Origin of the sequence: Micromonospora sp. NPDC049836, from assembly GCF_044465125.1 — a bacterium.
GTDB lineage: Bacteria > Actinomycetota > Actinomycetes > Mycobacteriales > Micromonosporaceae > Micromonospora.
This window is the reverse complement of the sequence record NZ_JBITLH010000003.1, coordinates 698,744-723,252: the sequence shown is the minus strand read 5'-3', so window position 1 is coordinate 723,252 and position 24,509 is coordinate 698,744. Positions and strand designations below refer to the sequence as shown.

Annotated in this window: 29 protein-coding genes and 1 riboswitch; of the genes, 16 read left to right on the top strand and 13 right to left on the bottom strand. The window is 74.7% G+C overall.

Annotated features, from left to right (window positions below):
• The first annotated feature begins 3 nt into the window (after nt 1-3).
• From ybeY to ACIBPB_RS11215, 5 genes are all read left to right on the top strand, one after another.
• Nucleotides 4-477 (top strand): rRNA maturation RNase YbeY, encoded by a 474-nt coding sequence (gene ybeY, locus ACIBPB_RS11235; protein WP_046571555.1) that lies wholly within the window; start codon nt 4-6, stop codon nt 475-477.
• Nucleotides 453-1,865: a hemolysin family protein gene (locus tag ACIBPB_RS11230; protein ID WP_396839507.1), complete on the top strand. Its 1,413-nt coding sequence runs from the start codon at nt 453-455 to the stop codon at nt 1,863-1,865. The genes ybeY and ACIBPB_RS11230 overlap by 25 nt, the downstream gene beginning before the upstream one ends.
• Complete coding sequence (locus tag ACIBPB_RS11225) at nt 1,858-2,244, top strand: hypothetical protein (protein ID WP_046571551.1); 387 nt, start codon at nt 1,858-1,860, stop codon at nt 2,242-2,244. Before ACIBPB_RS11230 ends, ACIBPB_RS11225 begins: the two co-directional genes overlap by 8 nt.
• A gap of 70 nt (nt 2,245-2,314) precedes the next feature.
• On the top strand, nt 2,315-3,214 hold the full coding sequence (gene era / locus ACIBPB_RS11220) for a GTPase Era (RefSeq protein ID WP_396839506.1): 900 nt from the start codon (nt 2,315-2,317) through the stop codon (nt 3,212-3,214).
• A gap of 180 nt (nt 3,215-3,394) precedes the next feature.
• A complete protein-coding gene (locus ACIBPB_RS11215; protein ID WP_396839403.1) occupies nt 3,395-4,546 on the top strand; it encodes an acyltransferase in 1,152 nt (383 codons plus the stop codon).
• Here the strand turns inward: ACIBPB_RS11215 and ACIBPB_RS11210 are convergent.
• Nucleotides 4,533-5,318: a DUF4097 family beta strand repeat-containing protein gene (locus ACIBPB_RS11210; RefSeq protein WP_396839402.1), complete on the bottom strand. Its 786-nt coding sequence runs from the start codon at nt 5,316-5,318 to the stop codon at nt 4,533-4,535. The two genes, ACIBPB_RS11215 and ACIBPB_RS11210, sit on opposite strands and share 14 nt — an antisense overlap.
• Nucleotides 5,319-5,420: 102 nt before the next feature.
• Between ACIBPB_RS11210 and recO the strand changes: the two genes are divergently transcribed.
• The 5 genes from recO to ACIBPB_RS11185 all read left to right on the top strand — a co-directional run bounded on the left by recO (nt 5,421) and on the right by ACIBPB_RS11185 (nt 8,469).
• A complete protein-coding gene (recO, locus tag ACIBPB_RS11205) occupies nt 5,421-6,275 on the top strand; it encodes a DNA repair protein RecO (RefSeq protein WP_396839401.1) in 855 nt (284 codons plus the stop codon).
• Nucleotides 6,276-6,283: 8 nt separating this feature from the next.
• A complete protein-coding gene (locus ACIBPB_RS11200) occupies nt 6,284-7,084 on the top strand; it encodes an isoprenyl transferase (protein WP_396839505.1) in 801 nt (266 codons plus the stop codon).
• A gap of 68 nt (nt 7,085-7,152) precedes the next feature.
• Complete coding sequence (locus ACIBPB_RS11195; RefSeq protein ID WP_396839400.1) at nt 7,153-7,338, top strand: hypothetical protein; 186 nt, start codon at nt 7,153-7,155, stop codon at nt 7,336-7,338.
• Nucleotides 7,339-7,477: 139 nt separating this feature from the next.
• Nucleotides 7,478-7,699, top strand: coding sequence for a thioredoxin reductase (locus ACIBPB_RS11190; RefSeq protein ID WP_396839399.1), 222 nt, complete (start codon nt 7,478-7,480; stop codon nt 7,697-7,699).
• Nucleotides 7,696-8,469, top strand: coding sequence for a pirin family protein (locus ACIBPB_RS11185; protein WP_396839398.1), 774 nt, complete (start codon nt 7,696-7,698; stop codon nt 8,467-8,469). Before ACIBPB_RS11190 ends, ACIBPB_RS11185 begins: the two co-directional genes overlap by 4 nt.
• A 7-nt stretch (nt 8,470-8,476) precedes the next feature.
• Here ACIBPB_RS11185 and gndA read toward each other — a convergent pair whose 3' ends face one another.
• A complete protein-coding gene (gene gndA / locus ACIBPB_RS11180; RefSeq protein WP_396839397.1) occupies nt 8,477-9,919 on the bottom strand; it encodes an NADP-dependent phosphogluconate dehydrogenase in 1,443 nt (480 codons plus the stop codon).
• 435 nt (nt 9,920-10,354) lie between these two features.
• On the opposite strand from gndA, the gene ACIBPB_RS11175 reads away from it, so the two are divergent.
• Nucleotides 10,355-10,597 carry a hypothetical protein gene (locus ACIBPB_RS11175; protein WP_396839396.1) on the top strand — a complete coding sequence of 81 codons (243 nt, stop codon included), beginning with the start codon at nt 10,355-10,357 and terminating at the stop codon, nt 10,595-10,597.
• Nucleotides 10,598-11,142: 545 nt separating this feature from the next.
• Here the strand turns inward: ACIBPB_RS11175 and ACIBPB_RS11170 are convergent.
• The 3 genes from ACIBPB_RS11170 to ACIBPB_RS11160 all read right to left on the bottom strand — a co-directional run bounded on the left by ACIBPB_RS11170 (nt 11,143) and on the right by ACIBPB_RS11160 (nt 14,166).
• Nucleotides 11,143-11,943, bottom strand: coding sequence for an energy-coupling factor transporter transmembrane component T family protein (locus tag ACIBPB_RS11170; protein WP_396839394.1), 801 nt, complete (start codon nt 11,941-11,943; stop codon nt 11,143-11,145).
• A 112-nt stretch (nt 11,944-12,055) separates the two neighbouring features.
• Nucleotides 12,056-13,471, bottom strand: coding sequence for an ABC transporter ATP-binding protein (locus tag ACIBPB_RS11165; RefSeq protein WP_396839393.1), 1,416 nt, complete (start codon nt 13,469-13,471; stop codon nt 12,056-12,058).
• A gap of 116 nt (nt 13,472-13,587) precedes the next feature.
• Nucleotides 13,588-14,166, bottom strand: coding sequence for an ECF transporter S component (locus ACIBPB_RS11160; RefSeq protein WP_357322539.1), 579 nt, complete (start codon nt 14,164-14,166; stop codon nt 13,588-13,590).
• 72 nt (nt 14,167-14,238) lie between these two features.
• Nucleotides 14,239-14,345: riboswitch (TPP riboswitch) on the bottom strand.
• Between the two features lie 89 nt (nt 14,346-14,434).
• Here ACIBPB_RS11160 and ACIBPB_RS11155 point away from each other — a divergent pair.
• The 5 genes from ACIBPB_RS11155 (at nt 14,435) to ACIBPB_RS11135 (ending at nt 19,876) form a co-directional block, all read left to right on the top strand.
• The gene (locus tag ACIBPB_RS11155; RefSeq protein WP_396839392.1) at nt 14,435-15,259 is read left to right on the top strand and encodes an alpha/beta fold hydrolase; all 825 of its coding nucleotides are present in this window, start codon (nt 14,435-14,437) and stop codon (nt 15,257-15,259) included.
• A complete protein-coding gene (locus tag ACIBPB_RS11150; protein WP_396839391.1) occupies nt 15,256-16,080 on the top strand; it encodes an aminoglycoside N(3)-acetyltransferase in 825 nt (274 codons plus the stop codon). The genes ACIBPB_RS11155 and ACIBPB_RS11150 overlap by 4 nt, the downstream gene beginning before the upstream one ends.
• Nucleotides 16,077-16,826 (top strand): sugar isomerase domain-containing protein, encoded by a 750-nt coding sequence (locus ACIBPB_RS11145; RefSeq protein WP_396839390.1) that lies wholly within the window; start codon nt 16,077-16,079, stop codon nt 16,824-16,826. The genes ACIBPB_RS11150 and ACIBPB_RS11145 overlap by 4 nt, the downstream gene beginning before the upstream one ends.
• A gap of 270 nt (nt 16,827-17,096) precedes the next feature.
• Nucleotides 17,097-17,600, top strand: a complete 504-nt coding sequence (locus tag ACIBPB_RS11140; protein WP_396839389.1) for a DUF6328 family protein — start codon at nt 17,097-17,099, stop codon at nt 17,598-17,600.
• A 218-nt stretch (nt 17,601-17,818) separates the two neighbouring features.
• Nucleotides 17,819-19,876 (top strand): acyl-CoA dehydrogenase family protein, encoded by a 2,058-nt coding sequence (locus tag ACIBPB_RS11135; protein WP_396839388.1) that lies wholly within the window; start codon nt 17,819-17,821, stop codon nt 19,874-19,876.
• Nucleotides 19,877-19,973: 97 nt separating this feature from the next.
• Here the strand turns inward: ACIBPB_RS11135 and ACIBPB_RS11130 are convergent, their stop codons facing one another.
• From ACIBPB_RS11130 to ACIBPB_RS11095, 8 genes are all read right to left on the bottom strand, one after another.
• Nucleotides 19,974-20,141 (bottom strand): hypothetical protein, encoded by a 168-nt coding sequence (locus tag ACIBPB_RS11130; RefSeq protein ID WP_396839387.1) that lies wholly within the window; start codon nt 20,139-20,141, stop codon nt 19,974-19,976.
• 9 nt (nt 20,142-20,150) lie between these two features.
• Complete coding sequence (locus tag ACIBPB_RS11125) at nt 20,151-20,756, bottom strand: hypothetical protein (protein WP_396839386.1); 606 nt, start codon at nt 20,754-20,756, stop codon at nt 20,151-20,153.
• Nucleotides 20,757-20,801: 45 nt separating this feature from the next.
• Nucleotides 20,802-21,194 (bottom strand): Fur family transcriptional regulator, encoded by a 393-nt coding sequence (locus ACIBPB_RS11120; RefSeq protein WP_396839385.1) that lies wholly within the window; start codon nt 21,192-21,194, stop codon nt 20,802-20,804.
• Between the two features lie 40 nt (nt 21,195-21,234).
• Nucleotides 21,235-21,537 (bottom strand): metalloregulator ArsR/SmtB family transcription factor, encoded by a 303-nt coding sequence (locus tag ACIBPB_RS11115; RefSeq protein WP_046571524.1) that lies wholly within the window; start codon nt 21,535-21,537, stop codon nt 21,235-21,237.
• Nucleotides 21,538-21,580: 43 nt separating this feature from the next.
• The gene (locus tag ACIBPB_RS11110; protein ID WP_396839384.1) at nt 21,581-22,465 is read right to left on the bottom strand and encodes a metal ABC transporter permease; all 885 of its coding nucleotides are present in this window, start codon (nt 22,463-22,465) and stop codon (nt 21,581-21,583) included.
• Complete coding sequence (locus ACIBPB_RS11105) at nt 22,465-23,226, bottom strand: metal ABC transporter ATP-binding protein (RefSeq protein WP_396839383.1); 762 nt, start codon at nt 23,224-23,226, stop codon at nt 22,465-22,467. Before ACIBPB_RS11105 ends, ACIBPB_RS11110 begins: the two co-directional genes overlap by 1 nt.
• On the bottom strand, nt 23,223-24,155 hold the full coding sequence (locus tag ACIBPB_RS11100; RefSeq protein WP_396839382.1) for a metal ABC transporter substrate-binding protein: 933 nt from the start codon (nt 24,153-24,155) through the stop codon (nt 23,223-23,225). Before ACIBPB_RS11100 ends, ACIBPB_RS11105 begins: the two co-directional genes overlap by 4 nt.
• A 72-nt stretch (nt 24,156-24,227) precedes the next feature.
• Nucleotides 24,228-24,485, bottom strand: coding sequence for a DUF6703 family protein (locus ACIBPB_RS11095; protein ID WP_357322506.1), 258 nt, complete (start codon nt 24,483-24,485; stop codon nt 24,228-24,230).
• Nucleotides 24,486-24,509: the final 24 nt, after the last annotated feature.

Genomic DNA, 24,509 nt, shown 5'->3' with positions numbered 1-24,509 from the left:
CAGTTGTCCATCGAGATCGCCAACGAGTCGGGTGTCGAGGTCGACACCGACGCCGTGCTCGCCGTCGCCCGGCACGCGCTCGACGAGATGGGGGTCAACCCCCTCGCCGAGCTCTCCGTGCTGCTGGTCGACATCGACTACATGTCCGAGCTGAACCATCGCTGGATGGGCGGCGACGGCCCCACCGACGTGCTCGCCTTCCCCATGGACGAGGGCAGCGTCGACCACGGCCCGGGCGAGAGCGGCCCGGCCGGCGGTGAGCCGGCCCTGCTCGGCGACATCGTGCTCTGTCCGGAGGTGGCGGCCAAGCAGGCGGCCACCGCGGGGCACGCCACCGCGGACGAGTTGCACCTGCTCACCGTGCACGGCGTGCTGCACCTGCTCGGCTACGACCACGCCGAGCCGGAGGAGGAGCGGGAGATGTTCGGTCTCCAGGCCCGGCTGCTGGACAGCTGGCGGTCGACCCGGTCGCGGTGATGACCACCCTGGCGGCCGTGGCCGCTCCCGCCAACCTCCCCGATCTCCAGCTCATCGCCGTCGCGGCCGCGCTGGTGGTGCTGGCCGGGCTCATCGCGATGACCGAGGCTGCGCTGGCCGCCGTGTCGCCGGCCCGGGCCGCCGAGCTGGCCCGGGACGGGGCGCGCGGCGCGCGTACCCTCCAGGCGGTCGCCGGTGACGTGGTCCGCCACCTCAACCTGCTGCTGCTGGTCCGGCTGCTGGCCGAGCTGACCGCCACCACGCTGGTCGCGCTGGTGGCGGTGGACAGCTTCGGCGCCGGCTGGCGGGCCGCCCTGGTCACCGCCGGGGCGATGACCGTGGTCAGCTTCGTGGTGGTCGGCGTGGCGCCGCGCACCCTGGGCCGGCAGCACGCGTACGCGGTGGGCCGCGCGGTCGCCCCGCTGGTGCGCTGGCTGGGCCGGGCGCTCAACCCGCTGGCGTCGCTGCTGATCCTCATCGGCAACGCGGTCACCCCCGGCAAGGGCTTCCGGGAGGGCCCGTTCGCCAGCCAGGTGGAGCTGCGTGAGCTGGTCGACCTGGCCGAGCAGCGCGGCGTGGTGGAGCACGGCGAACGCCAGATGATCCATTCGGTCTTCGCGCTCGGCGACACCATCGCCCGGGAGGTGATGGTGCCGCGTACCGAGATGGTGTGGATCGAGGAGGACAAGACGCTCAACCAGGCGCTGGTCCTCTTCCTGCGCTCCGGCTTCTCCCGCATCCCGGTGATCGGGGAGAGCGTCGACGACGTGCTCGGGGTGCTCTACCTGAAGGACCTGATCCGGCGCACCCAGGGCGGTGACCCGCGCAGCGGGCGGCTGGCCGTGTCGGAGCTGATGCGCCCGGCGACGTTCGTGCCGGAGTCCAAGCCGGTCGACGACCTGCTCTCCGAGATGCAGGCCGCCCGCAACCACCTGGTCATCGTGGTCGACGAGTACGGCGGCACCGGCGGCCTGGTCACCATCGAGGACATCCTGGAGGAGATCGTCGGTGAGATCACCGACGAGTACGATGTCGAGCGCCCGCCGGTCGAGCGCCTGCCGGACGGCTCGGTGCGGGTGACCGCCCGGCTGCCCGTGGAGACGCTGGGCGAGCTGTTCGACACCGACCTGCCCACCGACGAGGTGGAGACGGTCGGCGGCCTGCTCGCCCAGTCGCTCGGCCGGGTGCCGATCCCCGGCGCCGAGGCCGAGGTGGCCGGGCTCCGGCTGCTCGCCGAGGGCACCACCGGCCGGCGCAACCGGATCGACACCGTGCTGGTGAGCCGGGTCGAGCCGAGCGACGCGCCGGACAGCGCCGGGCGCGGCGAGCGCGCCGAGCCCCGCGGCAACCCCAACCGTTCCGAGGAGAGGCAACCCGCCGATGCCTGAGTCTTCCGCCGTGCCGGCGGCCCGGCCCACCCCGTCCGATCCGGCCGAGCTGAGCGCCGAGGACGGCAAGCTGGTCGTCCTGGCCCGTGGCGCGCGGGGTCGGGTCGGCGCCGTGGAGGGCGCCGCGGTCCGGGACCAGGACGGCCGGACGTACGCGGCGGCCAGCGTGGCGCTGCCGTCGCTGACGCTGACCGCGCTCCAGCTCGCGGTCGCCTCGGCGGTGGCCGCCGGGGCCAGCCGGCTGGAGGCGGCGGTGGTGGTGACCGAGGCCTCGACGCTGGACGGCGCCGGGCACGCCGCCGTCCGGGACCTCGCCGCCGACGCGCCGATCCACGTGGCCGCGCCGGACGGCACCGTCCTCGGCACGGTGGTCGAGTGACCGGGCACGGCGCCTGGCCGGCGCGCGGCGGCGCGGGGCGAAGCGGAGCGGTGGCGTGAGCGCGACCGCGCTGCCGGATCCGGAGGCGCCGCGCCCCTACCGGGCCGGGTTCGCGTGTTTCGTCGGCCGGCCGAACGCCGGCAAGTCGACGCTGACCAACGCGATCGTCGGCACCAAGGTCGCGATCACCTCGAACAAGCCGCAGACCACCCGGCATGTCATCCGGGCGGTGCTGCACCGGCCGGACTCCCAGCTCGTGCTGGTCGACACCCCCGGCCTGCACCGGCCCCGGACGCTGCTCGGCGAGCGCCTCAACGACCTGGTCCGGGAGACCTGGAGCGAGGTCGACGTGATCGGTCTCTGCATCCCGGCGAACGAGCCGATCGGTCGGGGCGACCGGTTCATCACCGGCGAGTTGGCCAGCCTCAAGGCCACCGTGCTGGCCGTGGTCACCAAGACCGACCTGGTGGACAAGCGGCGGCTGGCCGAGCAGCTGCTCGCGGTCAGCGAGCTGGGCGAGTTCGCCGACGTGGTGCCGGTCAGCGCGGTCTCCGGGCACCAGGTGGACACGCTGGTCGACGTGATGACCGGCTACCTGCCGGAGTCGCCGCAGCTCTACCCGGACGACATGCTCACCGACGACCCGGAGCAGGTGCTGGTCGCCGAGCTGATCCGCGAGGCGGCGCTGGAGGGGGTCCGGGACGAGCTGCCGCACTCCATCGCCGTGGTGGTGGAGGAGATGATCGCGGAGGGCAACCTCACGAAGATCTACGCCGACCTGTATGTCGAGCGGTCGAGCCAGAAGGCGATCGTCATCGGACACCGGGGCAGCCGACTCAAGGAGGTCGGCACCACCGCCCGCCGGCACATCGAGGAGCTGATCGGCGGCCGGATCTACCTGGACCTGCACGTCCGGGTCGCCAAGGACTGGCAGCGGGACCCGAAGCAGCTGCGCAAGCTCGGCTTCTGACGGCGTCCGCGCGCTCCGCCGGCCCCGGGCCGGCGGAGCGCGTCCGGCCGGGACCGCCTGGTCAAATTCAGTCTGCTCTATGGGAAGTCTCACTTTCGGCCCGGCCCGCGGGCCGGTTCGCCGGGCCGGCCCGGAGGGTAGGGGGAACCTGTTCCCGCCCCCGGACCCAGATGCAGGCTGATGCGAAACCGATACCTTGACCTGCTCCGCTCCCTGGCCATCGTCCGAGTCGTCGTCTACCACGTGACCGGCTACGCCACGCTCACCCTGGTGTTCCCGGCCATGTCGGTGATGTTCGCGCTCGCCGGCTCACTGATGGCCGCCTCGCTGGACCGGACCGGCGCGCCGGCCGTGCTGCGCCGGCTGCGTCGCCTGCTGCCGTCGCTCTGGGTGCTCGCCGCGGTCTTCGTCCCGGCCATGCTGCTCACCGGGCTGCCGTTCACCCCGAAGGTGCTGCTCTGGCTCTTCCCGGTGAGCGACCCGCCGGCCAACTACTGGGGTGGGCTGGCGCTGAGCCCGATCTGGTACCTGCGGGACTACCTGTGGTTCGTGCTCGCCTCGCCGCTGGTGCTCTGGCTGTTCCGCCGGGCGCCGCTGCCCGTGCTGCTCGCCCCGTACGCCCTGCTCGCGGTGATCGAGTTCGGCATCTTCCCGGACGCCCCGCCCGTGCTGCGCGAGTTCGGCCTCTACTTCGGCGCCTGGCTGCTCGGCTTCGCCCACCACGACGGGCTGCTGCGCCGGATGCGCAACCGGGTGCTCGTGCCCACCGCGCTCGTCCTCGGCGCGGCCGGCCTGGCCTGGATCGTCACCCACCCCGGCCCGCGCGGCCACGACCTGAACGACATCCACCTCGGCAACGCGCTCTGGTCGGCGGCGTTCATCCTGGTGGCGATCGGTCGGGCGCCCGACGGGGCGGCCTGGGTGGACCGCACCCCGGTGCTGAGCCGCGTCGTGACGGTGCTGAACCGGCGCGCCCTCACCTGCTACCTCTGGCACATGCCCTTCGTGGTGGCGCTCACCCCGCTGGTCGGCCTGGTCGGCTGGACTCCGCGCGACCCGCTCGGGCTGGCCGTCCGGGTGGTGCTGGTGTTCGTCCTGGTCGGGGTGGTCACCCTGCTGGTCGGCTGGGTGGAGGACCTGGCGGCCCGGCGTACCCCGGAGCTGTTTCCCGGCCGGCACGGGCGGACCGGAGCCGAGCGGGCGGCGACCGCGCCGGCCAGCCCCGCGCCGGCCGGCGCGGCGGCCGAACTGGTCGGCGCCGGCCGGGTGCCCGCCCCGCGCCGCGCTCCCGAGCCGACCGCGTCGCGCGCGGACCGCCTCAGCGCCGGATGATCCGGACGTTGCCGCTGGTGGCGGCGACGTCCAGCAGCAGCGACGCGGCCGGGTCGTCGGGCACGCCCAGGTTGGTGTCGCCGGACCGGGCGCTGGCCCGCACCCGGTAGCGGTCGTCCGGCACGGTGAGGTCGATGTCGCCGCTGGACGCCCGTAGCCGGACCGGGGCCGGCTGGTCCAGCTCGACGGTGACGTTGCCGGAGGTGGCCTCCGCGTCCACCCGGGCGCCCAGCCGGCGCGCCTCGATGTCGCCGGACGACGCGCGCAGCCGGACCGCGCCGGCCGCGTCGACCACCCGGATGTTGCCCGAGGTGGTCTCGGCGCGGACATCGCCGCGTGCCCCGCTCACGCTGAGGTCCCCCGAGCGCAGGGTGAACTCGACGGTGCCGACCTGGGCCAGCTCGACGTTGCCGGAGGAGGTCTCGCCGCGTACCGCCACGCCCGCCGGGGCGGTCACCTCCCAGGAGACCGTGCACCGGGCGCCGCAGTCGGTCGGCAGCACCAGCTCGTCGCCCTTGATCTGGTACCGGGTGTCGGGCTGCTGCCCGCCCTGGTAGCGGACCACCCGCTTGATCCGCACCTGGCCGGCGGGCCCGGTGGCGCGGACGGCCACGTCGCCGGCGCCCCCGGACGGCACGGTGATCCTGCTGATCCCGGTCGCCTCGGTGTTGTCGTAGTCCAGCCGTCGGAACGACAGGTTGTCGCACCCGCAGAGGAGGATGAGCGAGGCCGCGGCGGCGGTGACGGCGACGGCGGTCCGGTGCAGAGCCATGGCGAGCACGCTACGACCCACCGCCGGGGTGGCACATCCGGGATCCACCGCCGATCCACCCCGAGCCGACCCTGAGATCGCACCCCGAGGGAGAATGGCCCGATGGCCGGGTACCGCCGACAGCTCTACCGCGACGACGCGGTGGTGCTGCGCGTGCAGAAGCTGGGCGAGTCCGACCGGATCATCACCCTGCTCACCCGCCGGCACGGTCGGCTGCGCGCGGTGGCCCGCGGCGTGCGGCGCACCACCAGCAGGTTCGGCGCCCGGCTGGAGCCGTTCGGGCACGTCGACCTCCAGCTCGCCGGCGACCCCAAGGGCAATCAGGGCAGCTCGCTGCAGAGCATCAGCCAGGTCGAGGGGATCGACCTGTACGGCAAGCGGTTCCTCGGCGACTACCCCCGCTACACGGCGGCCAGCGCGATCGCCGAGACGGCGGAGCGGCTCACCCCGATCGAGCGGGAGCCCTCGCTGCGGCTGTTCCAGCTCACCCTGGGCGCGCTGCGCTCGCTGGCCACCGGCGAGCACGCCACCACCCTGGTGCTCGACGCGTACCTGCTGCGCGGCATGTCCTTCGCCGGCTGGGCGCCGGCGCTGACCGCCTGCGCGGTCTGCGGCACCCCGGGGCGGCACCGGGCGTTCTCGGTGCCGGCCGGCGGCGCGGTCTGCCCGGACTGCCGGCCCCCCGGCGCCGCCCACCCGGCCCCGGCCACCATCGACCTGATGTCCGCGCTGACCACCGGCGACTGGGCGTACGCCGACGCCACCGAGACCGGCGTGCGCCGGGAGTGCAGCGGCCTGGTCGCGGCGCACCTCCAGTGGCATCTGGAGCGCGCGCTACGCTCGCTGCCGCTGGTCGACCGGGGCGCCCCGGCGGCCGGCGCGGGGCCGGGTGTGGTCCCGCCGGGTGCCGGCGCCGGACCGGCCACCGCTGGCGTGAACAGGGAGATTAGCGAGTGATCCGATCGATGAGGGCCGGCCGGCGCGAGCCGGTGCCACCGACTCCGCACCCGTCGGGCGCCCGGCCCCCGGCCCTGCCGGCCGACGCGCTGCCGCGGCACATCGCCGTGGTGATGGACGGCAACGGGCGCTGGGCCAAGGAGCGCGGCCTGCCCCGCACCAGGGGCCATGAGCAGGGCGAGCACAGCCTCTTCGACACCATCGAGGGCGCCATCGAGCTGGGCATCCCGTACCTGTCGGCGTACGCCTTCTCGACCGAGAACTGGCGGCGCTCGCCGGAGGAGGTCCGCTTCCTGATGGGCTTCAACCGGGACGTGATCCGGCGCCGCCGCGACCAGCTCGTCGACCTCGGCGTCCGGGTGGTCTGGTCCGGCCGGGCCGGGCGGCTGTGGAAGAGCGTCATCTCGGAGTTGCAGACCGCCGAGGAGATGTCCCGCGGCAACTCGACGCTGACCCTGCAGTTCTGCGTCAACTACGGCGGCCAGGCGGAGATCGCCGACGCGACCGCCGCGATCGCCCGGGACGTCGCCGCGGGCCGGCTGCACCCGGACCGGATCACCGAGAAGACCATCGGGAAATACCTCTACCACCCGGAGGTCCCCGAGGTGGACCTCTTCCTGCGCCCCTCCGGCGAGCAGCGCACCTCCAACTTCCTGCTCTGGCAGAGCGCGTACGCCGAGCTGGTCTTCCTGGACACCCTCTGGCCGGACTTCGACCGCCGCCACCTGTGGTACGCGTGCGAGCTGTACGCGCAGCGGGACCGCCGCTTCGGCGGCGCGCTGCCCAACCCGGTGGCGCCGACCGGCTAGGCGAGGCTTACCGACGCGACGCACTGGGTACCAGAACGTACAGCAGACGATCGCGGAGGTGAACCCACATGATTCAGAAGCGGATCGCGCAGTGGGCGGTCATGGCGGTCGCCGTGCCGCTGGCGGCGGCCGGTGCGCGCCGGCTCAGCCACACTCTGGAGTCCCGTCGCGGGCCGAGCGGGGCGAGCCGGTTGCTCACCAAGGGCGCCGACATGCTCCGGCCGCAGAAGGCCAAGCGGCGTCGGTTCTTCTGACGCCGGCGGCCCGGCGCAGCGTCGCGGCGGGCCTTTCCTCGGGCGCCCCGCATCCGGCTTTCGGGCCGGGGGCGGGGCGCCCGCGCGTACGATCGGCGCAGGGCGCGCCGCCGGGACGCGCCCGCCACGGGGGTGGGGGATGAGCGATCTCCGGTTCAAACTGATCATGGCGTTGAACGCCGCCGACCTGGGCGATCCCATCTGCGAGCAGGTGGCCGAGATCTGCGCGGAGATCGCCGAGCAGCACTGCGCCGAACTGGGCCACACGCCCGCCCTGCGCGCCGGCGAGATCGGTGAGCTGGCCACCGGCGAACCGGCGCTGACCTGGGCACCCACCGAGACCGGGCAGCGTGCCTGGTGACCGCGGTCGCCCCCGCCCCGGCGGTGGACGTACGCCGGGCCGCTGACCGGTTCGCCACCCGGCTGTCCTGGCTGGACTCGAAGCACTCCTTCTCGTTCTCCCGGCACTACGACCCGGCGAACACCCACCACGGCCTGCTGCTGGTCAACAACGACGACGTGGTGCGCCCGGGCACCGGCTTCGAGACCCACCCGCACCAGGACATGGAGATCGTGACCTGGGTGCTGCGCGGTTCCCTGGTGCACCAGGACTCGACCGGGCACTCCGGCGTCATCTACCCCGGCCTGGCCCAGCGGATGAGCGCCGGCACCGGCATCCTGCACTCGGAGAAGAACGACTCCTGGCGGTTGGACAACACCGCCCCGCACCGGGACCCGGTCCACTTCGTGCAGATGTGGGTGCTGCCCGACGAGGAGGGCGTTGACCCCGGCTACGAGCAGCTGGAGATCGGCGACGAGCTGCTCCGCGGCGGGCTGGTCCCGGTCGCCTCCGGCATGGACCGGTACGACGGCGCGTCCGCCATCCGGATCCGCAACCGCTACGCGACCCTGCACGCCGCCCGGCTCGCCCCCGGCGACGAGGTCGACCTCCCCGACGCGCCGTACCTGCACCTCTACGTGCCCAGCGGCGCGGTGACCCTGGAGGGCGCGGGGCGGCTGGAGGAGGGGGACGCGGCGCGGATCACGATGACCGGTGGACAGCGGGTGGTCGCCGCCGAGCCGGCGGAGATCCTGGTCTGGGAGATGCACGCCACCATCAGCGGCGCCTGACCGGCGCTCACGCCGGCACTTCGGAGCGGTCGCCGGCCCAGAGCGTGTGGAACGCCCCCTCCCGGTCCACCCGGTGGTAGGTGTGCGCCCCGAAGTTGTCCCGCAGGCCCTGGATCAGCGCGGCCGGCAGCCGCTCGGCGCGCAGCGCGTCGAACCAGGCCAGCGACGACGAGAAGGCCGGGGCCGGCACGCCCGCCCGGGCCGCGTCGGCCACCACCCGCCGCCAGGCCGGCACCCCGGCGCTGACCTGCTCGGCGAACCACGGGGCGACCAGCAGCGTGGACAGCTCCGGCTCCGCGTCGTACGCGGCCCGGATGCGGTCCAGGAAGCGGGCCCGGATGATGCAGCCGCCCCGCCAGATGGTGGCGGTGCCGCCCAGGTCGATGCCCCAGTCGTACTCCCGGCTGCCGGCCCGGATCTGGTCGAAGCCCTGCGCGTACGCGACGATCTTGCTGGCCAGCAGTGCGCGCCGGACGTCCTCGACGAAGCGCTCCCGGTCGTCGACCTGCCACTTCTCGCCGGCGTCGGGGAACGCGCGGCGGGCGGCGGCCCGCTGGTCGGCGTGCCCGGACAGCGACCGGGCGAACGTGGCCTCGGCGATGCCGGTGATCGGGATGCCCAGGTCCAGGGCGCTCTGCACCGTCCACCGGCCGGTGCCCTTCTGCTCGGCCTGGTCGAGCACGATGTCCACGAACGGGCGGCCGGTCGCGGCGTCGGTGTGCGCCAGCACGTCGGCGGTGATCTCGATGAGGAAGGACTCCAGCTCGCCGCCGTTCCACTGCCGGAAGATCTCCGCGAGCTCCGCCGGGCTCGCCGACAGACCGGCCCGCAACAGGTCGTACGCCTCGGCGATGAGCTGCATGTCGGCGTACTCGATGCCGTTGTGCACCATCTTGACGAAGTGGCCGGCCCCGTCCGGGCCGATGTGCCGGCAGCACGGCGTGCCGTCGACCTGCGCGGCGATCTTCTCGAAGATCGGGCCGAGCGTCCGGTACGACTCGTCCGAGCCGCCCGGCATGATGCTGGGCCCGTGCAACGCGCCCTCCTCGCCGCCCGAGACGCCGGTGCCGACGAAGTGCAGCCCGTGTCCGCGCAGCGCCTCCTCCCTCCGGCGGGTGTCGACGAAGTGCGCGTTGCCGCAGTCGACCACGATGTCCCCCGCGTCGAGCAGGGGAACCAGTTCGTCGATCACCGCGTCGGTCGGGGCGCCCGCCTTCACCATGACGATCACCGCGCGGGGGCGTCGCAGCGAGGCGACGAAGTCGGCCATGGACTCCGCCGGCACGAAGGCGCCCTCGGCCCCGTGCTCGGCGACGAGGCTGCGGGTGCGCTCGGGCGAGCGGTTGTGCACCGCCACGGTGAAATCGTTCCGGGCCAGGTTCCGGGCCAGGTTGCGGCCCATGACCGCGAGGCCGGTGACCCCGATCTGCGCCGTCGCCCGCTCTGCCATGCGTACCGCCACCCTTCGGTCCGACCTGCCCGTGCTGCGACCGTATCGCGGTCCGCGCGGGCCCGGGCCGGGACGTCGACGGCCGGTGACCGTGCTGTCACTCCCGGACCGGCGGCCTCGTGGCGGTCGGACCGACCAGGTCACCCACGGACTCACCCACGCCCAGCGGGGTGATCGGGAACGCGATCAGCATGTCCTCGATCGGGCCGGTAATTCGGGTGCGCGGCGGCGGGCCGCCGGTTAGCCTGCTGGCATGCGTAACTGACGCCCTTCCGCCGAGCCCGGTCCACCGCCGTACGCGCCGTGGACCCGTCCCGCTCCGGGCGTCCGCATCCTTCTCCCCGCCGCCGTCGGCCGGGTGTCTTCCTGATCGGACCTGCCGGAGCCCTCGCGCCGGGGCCGCGCCCCGGCACCCGACAGTCAGGAGGTACGCGGATGCCCGCCAAGCGCAGTCCGAAGAAGTCCCGTAAGCCGTCGCCGTCTCTGCTGGAGGTGACCCCGACGGACCTCGACGCCCTCACCGTGGCGCCGGCGGAGCCGGTGGCCGTGCCGACGCCATCCGGGGCGGCGAAGCCGGCCCCGCCGAAGGCCGGCCCGCCGGCCGGGCGCGACGCCCGCCTCGCCGGGCGCAGCCAGCGCGCCGGCCAGACCCGGTTCTACGCCTTCCGGCGCAGCTGATCCCGCCCCTCGCGGCCCGGCCCGCACGCCACGCGGTCCGGGCCGCGCCGCCCGACCCCGTCACCCCACTCTGGTTGCGCCGCCCGACTCGGCTGCGCCGCCCGACTCGGCTGCGCCGCCTGACTCGGCTGGGCGGCCTGGTCCGGCTGCGCGGGACGGTTGGCTGCCTCGCCTGACCTGGCCGCGCCGACCAATCTGGCCGCGCCGACCAATCTGCCGCGCCGGGCGGCAAGGCACAGCGCTGTCTGGCGATATGCCACTGCGGCATCTTTATGCCTGGTGGGCATATTCGGTTTGGGGGATGTCGGGCCGCCGGCGGTTGCCGTGGTGCCGGTCGGGTGGTGCCGGTCCGGCCGCGGAGACGCGGCGCGTGCCGGGCGGGGCGGTGCAGCGCTTCGAACGATATGACGCAGCGGCATATCGGGCTTGAGTGTGCCGGCCCGCCAGCGGTTGCCTCGGTGCCGGTCCGCTGAGAGTGGCTGCGGTGGCGGGCCGCCGGGCTCCACGAGGTAGCGGCTCATCGGCGGGTGGTGGGCGGGCGGCGGTCAGCCGAGCAGCGGGCGGAAGGTGCCCAGCAGCACGCTGACCGCCAGCGCCGCGGCGCCCAGCGCCCCGGCGGCCACCACCAGCAGGGTGTCCGCCCGGGTGAAGCGCTGCCGCCGGGCGACCGTGCGCGGGGTGCCCGCGTCGAAGCCGCGCGCGTCCATCGCCACGGCCAGCCGGGTACCGCGCCGGATCGCCCCGACCAGCAGGGCGAACGCCGTCGACGCGAACAGCCGCAGCTTGGCCACCGGGTTGCGGCCGGCGTCCACGCCGCGGGCCCGGCGCGCCATGCTGATCATCCGCCATTCCTGTTCGAGGAGCGGCACCAGCCGGAACGCGGCCAGCGCGCCGAGCGCGAACCGGGCCGGCGCCTTCGCGTTCTGGATCAGCGCGTCGGCCAGGTCGGTCGCGTCGGTGGTGGCGAACACGATGATCCCGGGCAGCGCCACCGCGAGCATGCGCAGCACCAGGCCCAGCGCGGTGACCAGCACCCCCTGGGTGACCAGCACCGGGCCGGCCGCGAGCAGCACCGGGCCGGACCGGTCGGCGGCGAAGAGCACCAGGGTGAGCAGGATGCCGCCGGAACCGGCGAGCAGCGGCCAGGCCCGCCGGGCGAGCACCCGGTGGCGGATGCCGAACAGCGGCAGCACCGCCAGCTCGATCCCGATGGCGATCGCCGGGGCGACCGGGTCCAGGGTGGCGATCAGCAGGAGGGAGAAGAGCAGCGCGGCGGTGAGCTTCGCCACCGGGTTGCGCCGGGCCAGCGGCGCCCCGGCCGCCGCGATCGGCTCGACGCCGATCACCGCCGGCCTCCGGTCGCCCGCCGGTCCCCGGCGACGGCCCGGTCGAACCGGGGCCGCGCCGGGCGTCGACCCGGCCACGGTGGATCGGCGGCCGGGGATCCCGCGGCGGCGCTCATCGGCGCTCCAGGGTGACGGTCCGGTCGGCCAGCGCGGCCACGAAGTCCGGGTCGTGGGTGACCGTCACGACGCCGTGGCCGGCGTCGCGCAGCTCGGCGAGGAGGTCGACCAGCTCCCGCCAGGTGCGCCGGTCCTGGCCGAAGGTCGGCTCGTCGCAGATCAGCAGGCGGGGCGCGGTGGCCAGGGCGGTCGCCACGCTCAGCCGCCGCGCCTCACCACCGGAGAGGGTGTACGGGTTGGCCCCGGCCAGCCGGTCCAGGCGCAGCCGAGCCAGCAGGGCGTCCACGGTCGCCGCCACGGCCGGCTCGGGCTGGCCGGTGCGGCGCGGCCCGAGCGCCAGCTCGTCGCGGACGCTGCCGGTGACGAACTGGTGCTCCGGGTCCTGGAAGACCGAGCCGATCCGCCGGGCCAGGGCGGGTGCCCGCCAGCGGTGCGGGGGAGCGCCGGCGTCCCGGCCGGCCAGCGCCTCGCTCGCGGTGACCGCGCCGGCGCCCGGGCGGAGCAGCCCGCCGAGCAGCAGGGCCAGGGTGGACTTGCCGGCGCCGTTGGGGCCGAGGACGGCGAGCGCCTCGCCGGCGCGTACCTCGAGGTCGGTGGGGGCCAGCCGGGGCGGCAGGCCGAGCCGGTCGGCGGTGAGCAGCACCGCGCCGGGCGTCGCGGTGGCCCGCCGGGGCGGCACGAGGCGGCCGGGCACCCAGACCCCGGCGTCGGCCAGCGCGTCGCCGTGCGCGGCGAAGACCGCCTCGGGTGAGCCGTCGGCCCGCACCCCGCCGCCGGGCTCCAGCACCACCACCCGGTCGACCAGGGGCAGCGCCTCGGCCACCCGGTGCTCGACCAGGATCAGCGTGGTGTCGGCGTCGAGCGCGTCCGCGACGGCCCGCCGGACCAGCGTGGCGCCGGCCGGGTCCAGGTTGGCGGTCGGCTCGTCGAGCAGCAGCAGCCCCGGCCGCAGGGCCAGCGCACCGGCCAGGGCGAGCCGCTGCTGTTCGCCGCCGGAGAGCGCGGCGGTGGGCCGGTCCCGGTGGTACGGGAAGCCGACCCGGCGCAGCGCCTCGTCGACCCGGGGCCAGATCTCGTCGGCGGGCACCCCGCGGTTCTCCAGCCCGAACGCGACGTCGTCGCCGCAGCGGGCCATCACGAGCTGGCTCTCCGGGTCCTGGAAGACGATGCCGACCCGTTCCCGGGCCTTACGCGGGTCGAGCCCGTCGATCTCGACGGTGCCCTCCTGCTCGCCGGAGTCCTCGGGCAGCAGGCCGGCCAGGGCGGCGAGCAGGGTGCTCTTGCCCGCCCCCGACGGCCCCAGCAGCAGCACCCGCTCGCCGGCCTCGACGCGCAGGTCGACGCCGCGTACGGCCCACTGCTTGCGGCCGGCGTGCCGCCACCCGAACCCGCGCAGGTTCACCGCACCCACCCCGCACCCCTCCTCCGGCCCGTACGGGCCCCAGCTTGGTTGATCAAGGAGCTTGCGTCCGCGGAATCGCCTCGGCCGACGCAAACTCCTTGCCCAACGCGGTCGACGGGGGACGGTCAGACGGTGGCGCGTTCCCGGCCGGCCGGGAAGCGGTCCAGGACACCGGTGTTGGCCAGGGCCCGGGTGAGGGCGACGCCGCCCAGGCCGGCCACCACCAGCGAGCTGGCCGCGGTGAGCAGGATGTACGGCAGGCGGAAGCTGCCCCACGCGGTGCCCGGGTACCAGACGAAGACGTCGTAGATCGACGCGGCCAGGCCGGCGAAGGTCGCCGCCAGCAGCGCCACCGGCAGCCGGTAGCTGCGGTACGCGAACAGCGCGAAGGCCAGTTCGGCGGCGGCCGCCTCCAGCGGACCCTGCACGACGATCGTCCAGCCCCAGCTCGTGCCGAACGCCACTGACACCAGCGCGGCCAGGGTGAGCGTGAAGAGCGCCGCGCCCGGCTTCCGGACGACCAGCGCGCCCAGCACGGCCGGCACCAGCCAGACGCCGTACAGGACGGCGCGGCCGGGCAGCGGGATGGCGTCCGCCGGTCCGTTCCAGAGCAGGCCCCAGGCCCAGAAGATGATGCCGAAGGCCACCCCGAGCACGGAGGCCACGACGATGTCGATGGTGCGCCACCGGTTGGTGCTGTCCATGGTTGCTCCCAGTTCCGTCAGGCGAACCAGGAGAAGACGCACGCCGCGCCCGGATCACCGGACGGCGGCGCGGCTGGAGGTCGACCGAACTCCCTGCGCTGGCATTACCCAGATCAGGTTCGAGGGTCTGCGGGCACCGGCCCGCACTCTCAGCGCTGTGCGCTCCCCTGTCGGATGTGAAGTTGTCTCGTCGCAGACGCTAGCACCGACCCCCACCCGCGGCCCAGCAGGGCGATCACCGGGTGGACCGGTGGGTAGGGTGGCGATCATGCGGGTCGAGGCGCGAGGTCTGACGTTCGAGGTACGCACCGGCGGCCCCGAGGACGGCGACCCCGTCCTGCTGCTGCACGGCTTCCCGCAGCACGCCGGCGAGTGGGACGACGTGGTGCCCGCCCTGCACGCCGCCGGGCTGCGCACGTACGCCCTCGACCAGCGGGGCTACGCCCCCGGGGCGCGACCGGCGGCCGTCGAGGCGTACCGGATCCCGGAGCTGGTGGCGGACGCGGCCGCCGTGCTCGACGCGCTCGGGGTGACCCGCGCGCACCTGGTCGGCCACGACTGGGGCGCGATCGTGGCGTGGGGGCTGGCGGCGGCCCACCCGGAGCGGGTCCGCACCCTCACCGCGGTCTCGGTGCCGCACCCGGCCGCGATGGGGCACGCGCTCGCCACCGACCCGCGGCAGAAGGCCCGCTCCGCCTACATCGCCCTGTTCCGGCGGCCCGGCAAGGCGGAGAAGGTGCTGCTCGCGCTGCACGCCGCCACCCTGCGCCGGATGCTCTCCGGGGTCGGCGACGCCGCCCGGGTGGCCCGCTACGCCGACCCGATGCGGGAGCCGGGCGCGCTGACCGCCGCGCTGAACTGGTACCGGGCCATGTCGGGCGCGGACATGAAGGCCGTCGGGCCGGTGGACGTGCCGACCACCTTCGTCTGGAGCGACCGGGACATCGCGATCGGCCGGACCGCCGCCGAAGCCTGCGCCGGCCACGTGACCGGCGACTACCGCTTCGTGACGCTGACCGGCGTGACGCACTGGATCCCCGACGAGGCCCCGGCCCCGCTGGCCGAGGCGATCCTCGCCCGCGCCGGCCGGTGAGCGCCACCGCCGGGCCGGCCCGCCCGCACACCCGCCCGCACACCCGCGCGTCGCTCGCCGCCCAGCTCCGCGCCCTCGGCGTACGCCCCGGCGGGACGGTCCTGGTGCACGCCGCGCTGCGCCCGCTGGGTTTCCTCTGCGGCGGCCCGGAGGCCGTGCTGCTCGCCCTGCGCGACGTGCTCGGCCCGGACGGGACGGTCGTGGTGCCCACCCACACCCCGGGGAACAGCGACCCGGCCGGCTGGACCAACCCGCCGGTGCCGCCCGACTGGTGGCCGGTGATCCGGGCGGAGCTACCCGGTTTCGATCCGGCGGTCACCCCGAGCCGGTTCATGGGCGCCTTCGCGGAGCAGGTCCGCACCTGGCCGGGCGCCCGGCGCAGCGCGCACCCGTACGTCTCGTTCGCCGCGCTCGGGCCGGCCGCCGAGCGGATCGTGGCCGGTCACCCGCTGGCCGACATGCTCGGCGAGCGTTCCCCGCTGGCCCGGCTGTACGAACTCGACGCCGACGTGCTGCTGCTCGGCGTGGACCACGGCAGCAACACCTCGCTGCACCTGGCCGAGTACCGGCAACCCGCGCCACCCCGGGAGCGTTGCGGTGCGGCCGTGCTCACCGCCGACGGCGGCCGGGACTGGGTGTGGTGGGACGACGTACGCCTCGACGAGGAGGACTTCGACCGGCTCGGCGTCGACCTGGAGGCCACCGGCGCGGTGCGGCTCGGACCGGTCGGCGACGGGACGGGACGGTTGATGAGGCAGCGGGCGGCGGTCGACTTCGCGGTGGACTGGCTGGCCCGGAACCGACGGACGGAGGAAGCATGAGCGTGAGCGCCGAGGCGTACCTGGCGGTGGTGACCGAGACGATCGGGCGGGTGGCCGCCGGGCAGCGGGAGAACGTGGCCCGGGCGGCCGAGCTGATCAGCGGATCGTTGCGCGCCGGCGGGGTGGTGCACGCGTTCGGCACCGGGCACTCCGAGGCCCTCGCCATGGAGATCGCCGGCCGGGCCGGTGGGCTGGTCCCGACCAACCGGATCGCCCTGCGGGACCTGGTCCTGTACGGCGGGGAGCCGGCCGACGTGCTCGGCCCGAAACTGGAACGCGAGCCCGCCGTGGCGCACCGCCTCTACGAGCTGGCCCCGGTCCGCCCGCAGGACGTCTTCGTGCTCGCCTCCAACTCCGGCGTCAACGGGGCGATGGTGGAGTTCGCGGCCATCGTCAAGGAGCGCGGGCACCCGCTGGTCGCGATCACCTCGGCCGCGCACTCGGCCCGGATGACCTCCCGGCACCCGAGCGGCCGCAAGCTCGCCGACTTCGCCGACGTGGTGCTCGACAACGGCGCCCCGTACGGCGACGCCACCCTGCCGCTGCCCGGCGGCGGCGCGGTCGGCGCGGTCTCCTCGATCACCGCCGCGCTGCTGGCGCAGCAGATCGTCGCGGAGGTGGTGGCCCGGCTGCTGGCCGCGGGGGAGCAGCCCCCGGTCTACCTGTCGGCCAACATCACCGGTGGCGACGAGCACAACGCCGAGTTGGAGGCCCGGTACGCCGGCCGCATCCGCCGGGGAGCGTGAGCGCCGGCGGTTTCCCCGCGAGCGCCGGGCGGCGTGGTCGGGGCGAGGGGCGGTGGTTCCGTCGTGAGCCCCGGGCGGCGAGGCCGGGGGCGGCGGGTGGTGGTTTCGTCGTGAGCCCCGGGCGGCGCGGCGGGGCGGCGGGTGGTGGTTTCGTCGTGAGCCCTGGGCGGCGCGGCGGGGGCCGGTTTCGTCGCGAGCCCGAACGGGCAAACCCTGGCTGCCGGTGGGCGACCCCCCACCGGCGTCAGGCGTCTCGCCCGGAGGTGATGGGTGTCCAAGGAGACCGAGAAGCAGCGTTGGCAGCGTAACTTCGCCGACCTGCTCCAGGAGCTGCGGGTGGCGCAGACCGGCGTGCAGATCCTCTTCGCGTTCCTGCTCACCCTGCCGTTCAGCAACGGATTCACGAGGACCACGCCGTTCCAGAAGGACGTCTACGTCGTCGCCCTGCTGGCCGCCGCCGGGGCCACCGCAATGATCATCTCACCGGTCGCCTTCCACCGGGCGCTGTTCCGGCAGGGCCGCAAGCCGGAACTGGTCCGCTTCGCCCACCTCATGGCCAGCGGCGGCCTCGGGCTCATGCTCGTCTCGATGGTCAGCGCGGTCCTGCTGATCACCGACTTCGTGCTCAGCCGGCCGATCGCCTTCCTGCTCAGCGGGATCACCGGGGCCTGGTTCCTGGCCTTCTGGGTGATCCTGCCGTTCGCCCGGCGCAACTGGGGTGAGGACGACATCGACGACGAGGAGGACGATCCGCAGGTGCTGGTCGGCGACTGAGCCGCCCGGCACGGCGGCGCCGCGCTGCCCGGCCCGGTGGCGGTCGCCGTGCTCGGGCTGCCCGGCCGGGTGCTGGTCGCCGGATCCACGGCGTGCCGGGTGCGCCGGGTCCCGCCAAATCGGACGTGCCGCTGACGCTACCCCTGGGTAACACCCGGGAGTAGCGTCGATTTCGTCGCACGTCGACGCAGCCGGACCGAGGTCTCCAGGAGGCAGCCGTGACCACGACACAGAACAGTCGACCCGACCCCGCCGGACACGGTGGCCCCACCGGGCGGGTGGCGCCCATCGACGATCCCGGACCGCCGGCCGGCAGCGCCGCGGCCGTCGACGCCGCGGGCGGGGCCGGTCCGCTGCCCTCGGAGGCCGGACAGGTCTCCGAGAAGGAGGCCCGCCAGGTCGCCGAGGCGGCCCGGGAGGCAGCCTGGGACCGGCCCAGCTTCGGCAAGGAACTCTTCCTCGGCCGGTTCCAGCTCGACCTGATCAACCCGTGGCCGCGCGCCGACCCGGACGACACCGCCCGGGCCGAGGAGTTCCTCGCCGCGTTCGGGGCGTACCTGGACGCCGAGGTGGACGGTGCCGCCATCGAACGGGACGCGCGGATCCCCGACGAGGTGTTCCACGGGATGGCCCGGCTCGGCGCGTTCGGCATGAAGATCGACCGCAAGTACGGCGGCCTCGGGCTGAGCAACCTGCACTACTGCCGGGCGCTGATGCGGGCCGGCTCGGTCAACCCGGCGATCGGCGCGCTGCTCTCGGCGCACCAGTCGATCGGCGTGCCGCAGCCGCTGAAGATGTTCGGCACGCCCGAGCAGAAGCAGCACTTCCTGCCCCGGCTGGCCGCCGGTGAGGTCTCCGCGTTCCTGCTCACCGAGCCCGACGTCGGCTCCGACCCGGCCCGGCTGGCCACCACGGCCGAGCCGACCGAGGACGGCACCGGCTACCGGCTCAACGGGGTGAAGCTCTGGGCCACCAACGGCACGGTCGCCACCCTCCTCGTGGTGATGGCCCGGGTGCCGGCCGCCGAGGGGCGTCGCGGCGGCATCACCGCCTTCGTCGTGGAGGGCGACAGCGAAGGCATCACCGTGGAGCGGCGCAACGAGTTCGTCGGGCTGCGCGGCCTGGAGAACAGCCTCACCCGGTTCCACGACGTCTTCGTGCCCAAGGAGAACGTCATCGGCGGCGAGGGCAAGGGCCTGAAGATCGCCCTGACCACGCTGAACACCGGCCGGCTGTCGCTGCCGGCGATGTGCGTCGGGGCCGGCAAGTGGGCGTTGAACGTGGCCCGCGAATGGGCCGCCGACCGGGTCCAGTGGGGACGGCCGGTCGGCGAGCACGAGGCGGTCGCCAAGAAGCTGGCCTTCATCGCCGCCACCACGTACGGCATGGAGAGCATGCTCGACCTCAGCTGCCTGCTCGCCGACGACGACCGCAACGACATCCGGATCGAGGCCGCGCTGGTCAAGCTGTACGCCAGTGAGATGGCCTGGAAGATCGCCGACGAGCTGATCCAGATCCGGGGCGGACGCGGCTACGAGACGGCCGACTCGCTGGCCGCCCGGGGCGAGCGGCCGGCCGCGGTCGAGCAACTCCTGCGCGACCTGCGGATCAACCGGATCTTCGAGGGCTCCACCGAGATCATGCACCTGCTGATCGCGCGGGAGGCGGTCGACGCGCACCTCTCGGTGGCCGGCGACATCATCGACCCGGACGCCGGGCTGGGCCGTAAGGCGAAGGCCGGTGCCCGGGCCGGCGCCTTCTACGCCAAGTGGCTGCCCACCCTCGCCGTCGGCCGGGGCCAGGCGCCCGGGGCGTACCACGAGTTCGGCCCGCTCGCCGGGCACCTGCGGCACGTCGAGCGGACCTCCCGCAAGCTGGCCCGTTCCACCTTCTACGCGATGTCCCGCTGGCAGGGCAAGATGGAGCGCAAGCAGGCGTTCCTCGGCCGGGTGGTGGACATCGGCGCGGAGCTGTTCGCGATGTCGGCGGTCTGCGTCCGGGCCACCGCCGAGCGGGCCGAGCACCCCGAGAACGTGGAGCTGGCCGACCTGTTCTGCCGGCAGGCCCGGCTCCGGATCGACGAGCTCTTCACCGGCCTGTGGTCCAACACCGACGCGGTCGACGTGGCGGCCGCGAAGCGGATCCTCGCCGGCCGGTACGCCGCCCTGGAGGAGGGGGTGGCGACCCCGCCCGCGGAGCAGCCCTGGGTGGCCCGCTGGCAGCCCGGCCCGTCGACCGCCGAGGACGTCCGCCGCCGCATCCCGCCCGCCAACTGACCCCGGGTTCGCTCCCGCCGCCGTCCCGACCCACCGGCCGGGGCGGCGGCGGTCGGTCCGGGTGCGCGCCGACGAAACGGGCGGGGAGCCGGCCGGGTCAGCGGGCGATGGCCCAGGCGATCACCCCGGCCAGGATCAGCCCGTTCAGGCCGGCCAGCACCAGGTACGCGACGGGCGGGATGCGGCGACCCTTGCGGACGAAGCTCACCAGGACGCCCGCGTAGATCAGCAGCAGCACCGCGACGACGATCAGGAAGTACAGCACCGGCACACCTTAGCGGCCCGTCCTCAGGCCGAGGCTGCGCAGCTCCAGCTCGGCGAGCGCGTCGACGGTGGCGTCGTCGCCGCGCCGCCACGCCTCGGCCACGTCCGGATCGATCCGGGTCAGCCGGCCCAGCGGTTGCCCGGCGAGCGCGCGCAGCGCCAGCAGGTCCCGGCCGGCGGGTGCGGTGGCCAGCCGCTTCGCCGCGCCGGCCCGGCGCATCCAGCGCAGCCGCAGCGGCATCCAGCCGACGAGGACCAGGCCGAGCGGAACGACCAGCACCGCGATGCTCAGTCCGAGGGCCAGCTGGCCGACGAGTTCCTGCTGGTCGTGGCCCGCCTCGGCGACCGACCGGGCGGCGTCGGCGGCCCGGTTGAAGGGGGCGGTCAGCTCGTCGCCGACCAGCGGCACCCGGCCGACCTTGCCGCCCGCCTCGGCCAGGTTGTCGGCGAGGCTGCCGCCGGCTCCCTCCAGCTTCTGTCCCGGTACGGCGAGCTTCTCGATGAGGTCGTGCAGCCAGAGCGCGAAGCGGATCGAGGCGTACACCCAGGCGACCACGAGCAGGTCGGTGAGGAGCTGACGGAGGGCGATCGGAAAGCGATCAGCGTAGATCTTCACGCCGGACAGCGTGCCACGCTCCGGCCCCGCCGGCACGATGCAGCGTCAGCCGGCGCAGGCCGGGCAGCTGCCGAAGATCTCCAGGGTGTGGCTGACCTCGGCGTACCCGTGCTCGGCGGCGACCCGCTCGGCCCAGCTCTCCACCGCCGGGCCGGCCACCTCGACGGTCCGCCCGCAGTGCCGGCAGACCAGGTGGTGGTGGTGGCCCTCGCTGCACCGCCGGTAGAGGTGCTCGCCGCCCGGCGGGCGCATCACGTCGATCTCGCCGGCGTCGGCGAGCCCCTGCAACGTCCGGTAGACCGTGGTGAGGCCGACCCGCTCGCCGCGCTGGCGGAGCATCGCGTGCAGGTCCTGGGCGCTGTGGAAGCCTTCCACCTCGGCCAGCAGGGTGCTCACCGCCGTCCGCTGCCGGGTGTTACGCAGCGTTCCGTCGGTCACGCCGCCACCTCCCTCCGGCCGGCCCGGGTGGGCCGCCCGGTCATCGCGGCCCTTCCCCGGCGTGGCTGACCGCGTCCGCGACGATGTGCGCGACGTGCTCGTCGACCAGCGCGTACGCGATCTCCCGGCCGCGGCGGGAACCCCGCACCACGCCGGCGCCGCGCAGCACGCGCAGGTGCTGGGAGACCAGGGGCTGGGGCGCGCCCAGCTTCTCCACCAGCTCGTGCACGCAGCGCTCGCCCTCGGCCAGCTCGCTGACGATCGCCAGCCGGATCGGCGCCGACAACGCGCGCAGCAGCTCACCCGCGCCCTCGAAGGCGTCGTACCCGTTCGTGGCGGTCACCCCGTAACGGTAACCAATGCCAGCAGGACCGGCCCGCGGCGGCTCACGGGAGCGCCACCTCGTGCTCCGGCGGCTCGGCGAACGCCTCGGTGACCGGCGCGGCGGCCGGCCGGGACCGCCGGCGTACCGCCCGCCAGACCGCCGCGGCCAGCGCGACCACCAGGAACGAGGCGATGGCCAGCAGCACCACCGAGGCGCCGGGCGGGGTGTCCGCGCCGGCGGCCACCGCGACGCCCGCGCCGGCGGCGAAGAGCCCCAGCGTCATGGCCGCCGCCATGGTGCTGGCGAACCCCCGGGTGACCTGCTGCGCGGTCGCCACCGGCACCACCATCAGCGCGCTGATCAGCAGCACCCCGACCGAGCGCATGGCGATGGTCACGGTCACCGCGGTGGTCACCGCGAGGAGCAGGTTGAGCGTCCGGACGGGCAGCCCGGAGACCCGCGCGTACTCCTCGTCGTGGCAGACCGCGAAGAGCGCCGGGCGCAGGGCCACCATCGCCACCAGGACGGCCAGGCCGAGCAGCAGGATGGTGACCAGGTCGCCCCGGGAGGTGGTGATCAGCGACCCGAACAGGTACGAGTTGAGCGAGGCGCTGCTGGCGTCGGAGAGCCCGACCAGCAGCACGCCGCCGGCGATGCCGCCGTAGAAGAGCAGCGCCAGGGCCAGGTCCCCGGAGGTACGCCCGCGCGCGCGGACCAGCTCGATCACGATCGCGCCGACCGTCGCGGCGAGCACCGCCACCAGCACGGGGGAGCGGTTGAGCAGCAGCCCCGCGCCGACGCCGGTGAGCGCGACGTGCCCGATGCCGTCACCGATCAGCGCCAGCCGCCGCTGCACCAGGTAGATGCCGAGGGCCGGCGCGGCCAGCCCGATGACCAGCGCGCCGACCAGGGCGCGCAGCATGAAGTCGTACTGGAAGAGATCCATCAGCTGCTCCACAGCCCGGCGGGCTCCTCGTCGCAGTGCGGGTGCACGTGGTCGTGGCCCGGTTCGGCGTGGTGCCCGGCCGGCTCGGGCACCGCCCCGTCATGGCAGATGCCGCCCTGGTGCACGACGACGGCGCGGCTGATCAGCGGCCGCAGCGGCCCCAGCTCGTGGGCGACCAGCAGCACGGTGCCGCCGTCGGCGACGAAGCCGTGCAGCGCGCGGGCGAACGCCTCCTGGCTGGCCATGTCGACCCCGGCGGTCGGTTCGTCCAGCACCAGCAGTTCGGGGCGGCCGGCCAGGGCGCGGGCGATCAGGGTGCGTTGCTGCTGGCCGCCGGAGAGGGTGGCGACCGGGTCGCCGGCCCGGTCGGCGAGGCCGACGGCGTCCAGCGCCGCGGCGACCGCCTCCCGGTCGGCCCGCCCGGCCGGGCGCAGCACGCCCCGGCGGGCCAGCCGGCCGGAGGCCACCACCTCGCTGACCGTGGCCGGTACGCCGCTGCCCGCGCCGAGCCGCTGCGGGACGTACCCGATGCGGTGCCACTGCCGGAAGCGGCGCTGCGGTGCGCCGAAGAGGGTGACCGACCCGGCGCCGAGCGGGACCAGGCCCAGCACGGCGCGGATCAGGGTGGACTTGCCGGAGCCGTTGGCGCCGAGCACGGCGACCACCTCGCCGGCGGTGACGGTGAGCGAGACGTCCCGCAGCACCGCGCGGCTGTCGTAGCCGACGGCGGCGTGCGCGACCTGGATCACGGGTGTGGTCATGAGCAGTCCAAGGCGGTCCGCAGGGTCTGGAGGTTGGTGCGCATCGCGGCGAGATAGTCGCCCTCGGCGGGCGGGCCCTCGATCGGGTCGAGCACGGCGGTGCGTGCGCCGACCTCCCGGGCCACGGTCTCGGCGACCTTCGGGCTGACCAGGGTTTCGAAGAAGATGGTGGTGGCCCGGTGGGCCCGGGCCTCGGCGGCCACCGCGGTGAGGCGCTGCGGGGAGGGCTCGGCCTCCGGGCTGAGGCCGGTGACGCCGATCTGGTCGAGGTGGTAGCGCTCGGCCAGGTAGCCGAACGCGGTGTGGCTGGTCACGATCTCCCGGCGCTGGCAGTTCCGCAGGCCCTCGGCGTACTCGCCGTCGAGCCGTGCCAGGTCGGTGCGGAGCGCCGTGGCCCGGCTGGTGTAGTCGGCGGCGTGGTCGGGGTCGGCCCGGCCGAGCCGCTCGGCGAGCCGGTCGCCGATGGTGGCCAACCGGTCGGGGTCGAGCCAGACGTGCGGGTCCCGGCCGCCGCCGTCGGCCTCGTGCTCGGTGCCGTCCCCGTGCCGGTGACCGGTGTCGGCCCGCAGCGGCTGCACGTCGGCGACGTCGAAGGCCCGGTCACCGCCGTTCTGCGCGACGGCCTCGTCCACGGCCGGTTGGAAGCCGCCCAGGTAGACGATGAGTTCCGCGTCGACGACCTGGCCGACCTGGCGGGGGTTGAGCTCCAGGTCGTGCGGCTCGGCGCCGGGCTTGACCAGGTTGGTGACGGTGACCGTGGGTCCGCCGATCCGCTCGGCGAGGAACTGCAGCGGGTAGAACGCGGCCACCACGTCCACCCGGCCCGGGTCGTGCCCGCCGCCGCCCTCGGCCGAGCAGGCCGCGACGCCACCCAGGGTGAGCAGGGCGGTCGCGGCGGCCAGGGCGCGGGCGATACGGCGGACGGTCATGCCGTCAACTGTCCGCGATAACGAAATTGATTGTCAAAAACGCATGATTGCATGTCCGCCCGGGCGGGCGGCTCACAGCAACTTGGCCAGCGCCACCGCGAGCAGCAGCGTCAGCATCACCAGGCGCAGCACCCGCGTGCCCACCGCCTGCACCGGCCAGGTGACCACCATCAGCCACACCAGCACCGCGGCCAACGCCAGCAGCACCCCGCCGCCGAGCGCGCCGGGGGCGAAGAGCCCCACCAGCACCACGACCAGAGTGGCCAGGAACACCACCGTCGGGTTGAGCCGGGACAACCGGGCCAGCAGGGGGGTCTGCGTACGCTCCATCCCACAGACTCTACGAGGAGGAAG

Excerpts from the sequence above, each read along its gene's own strand:
- ACIBPB_RS11145 (WP_396839390.1), top strand. The coding sequence starts at position 16,077 with ATGAGCGTGAGCGCCGAGGCGTACCTGGCGGTGGTGACCGAGACGATC.
- ACIBPB_RS11105 (WP_396839383.1), bottom strand. The coding sequence starts at position 23,226 with ATGACCACACCCGTGATCCAGGTCGCGCACGCCGCCGTCGGCTACGAC.
- ACIBPB_RS11200 (WP_396839505.1), top strand. The coding sequence starts at position 6,284 with ATGAGGGCCGGCCGGCGCGAGCCGGTGCCACCGACTCCGCACCCGTCG.
- gndA (WP_396839397.1), bottom strand. The coding sequence starts at position 9,919 with ATGGCAGAGCGGGCGACGGCGCAGATCGGGGTCACCGGCCTCGCGGTC.
- ACIBPB_RS11110 (WP_396839384.1), bottom strand. The coding sequence starts at position 22,465 with ATGGATCTCTTCCAGTACGACTTCATGCTGCGCGCCCTGGTCGGCGCG.
- ACIBPB_RS11190 (WP_396839399.1), top strand. The coding sequence starts at position 7,478 with ATGAGCGATCTCCGGTTCAAACTGATCATGGCGTTGAACGCCGCCGAC.
- ACIBPB_RS11160 (WP_357322539.1), bottom strand. The coding sequence starts at position 14,166 with ATGGACAGCACCAACCGGTGGCGCACCATCGACATCGTCGTGGCCTCC.
- ACIBPB_RS11095 (WP_357322506.1), bottom strand. The coding sequence starts at position 24,485 with ATGGAGCGTACGCAGACCCCCCTGCTGGCCCGGTTGTCCCGGCTCAAC.
- ACIBPB_RS11215 (WP_396839403.1), top strand. The coding sequence starts at position 3,395 with ATGCGAAACCGATACCTTGACCTGCTCCGCTCCCTGGCCATCGTCCGA.
- recO (WP_396839401.1), top strand. The coding sequence starts at position 5,421 with ATGGCCGGGTACCGCCGACAGCTCTACCGCGACGACGCGGTGGTGCTG.
- ACIBPB_RS11195 (WP_396839400.1), top strand. The coding sequence starts at position 7,153 with ATGATTCAGAAGCGGATCGCGCAGTGGGCGGTCATGGCGGTCGCCGTG.
- ACIBPB_RS11225 (WP_046571551.1), top strand. The coding sequence starts at position 1,858 with ATGCCTGAGTCTTCCGCCGTGCCGGCGGCCCGGCCCACCCCGTCCGAT.
- ACIBPB_RS11100 (WP_396839382.1), bottom strand. The coding sequence starts at position 24,155 with ATGACCGTCCGCCGTATCGCCCGCGCCCTGGCCGCCGCGACCGCCCTG.
- ACIBPB_RS11175 (WP_396839396.1), top strand. The coding sequence starts at position 10,355 with ATGCCCGCCAAGCGCAGTCCGAAGAAGTCCCGTAAGCCGTCGCCGTCT.
- ACIBPB_RS11210 (WP_396839402.1), bottom strand. The coding sequence starts at position 5,318 with ATGGCTCTGCACCGGACCGCCGTCGCCGTCACCGCCGCCGCGGCCTCG.
- ACIBPB_RS11155 (WP_396839392.1), top strand. The coding sequence starts at position 14,435 with ATGCGGGTCGAGGCGCGAGGTCTGACGTTCGAGGTACGCACCGGCGGC.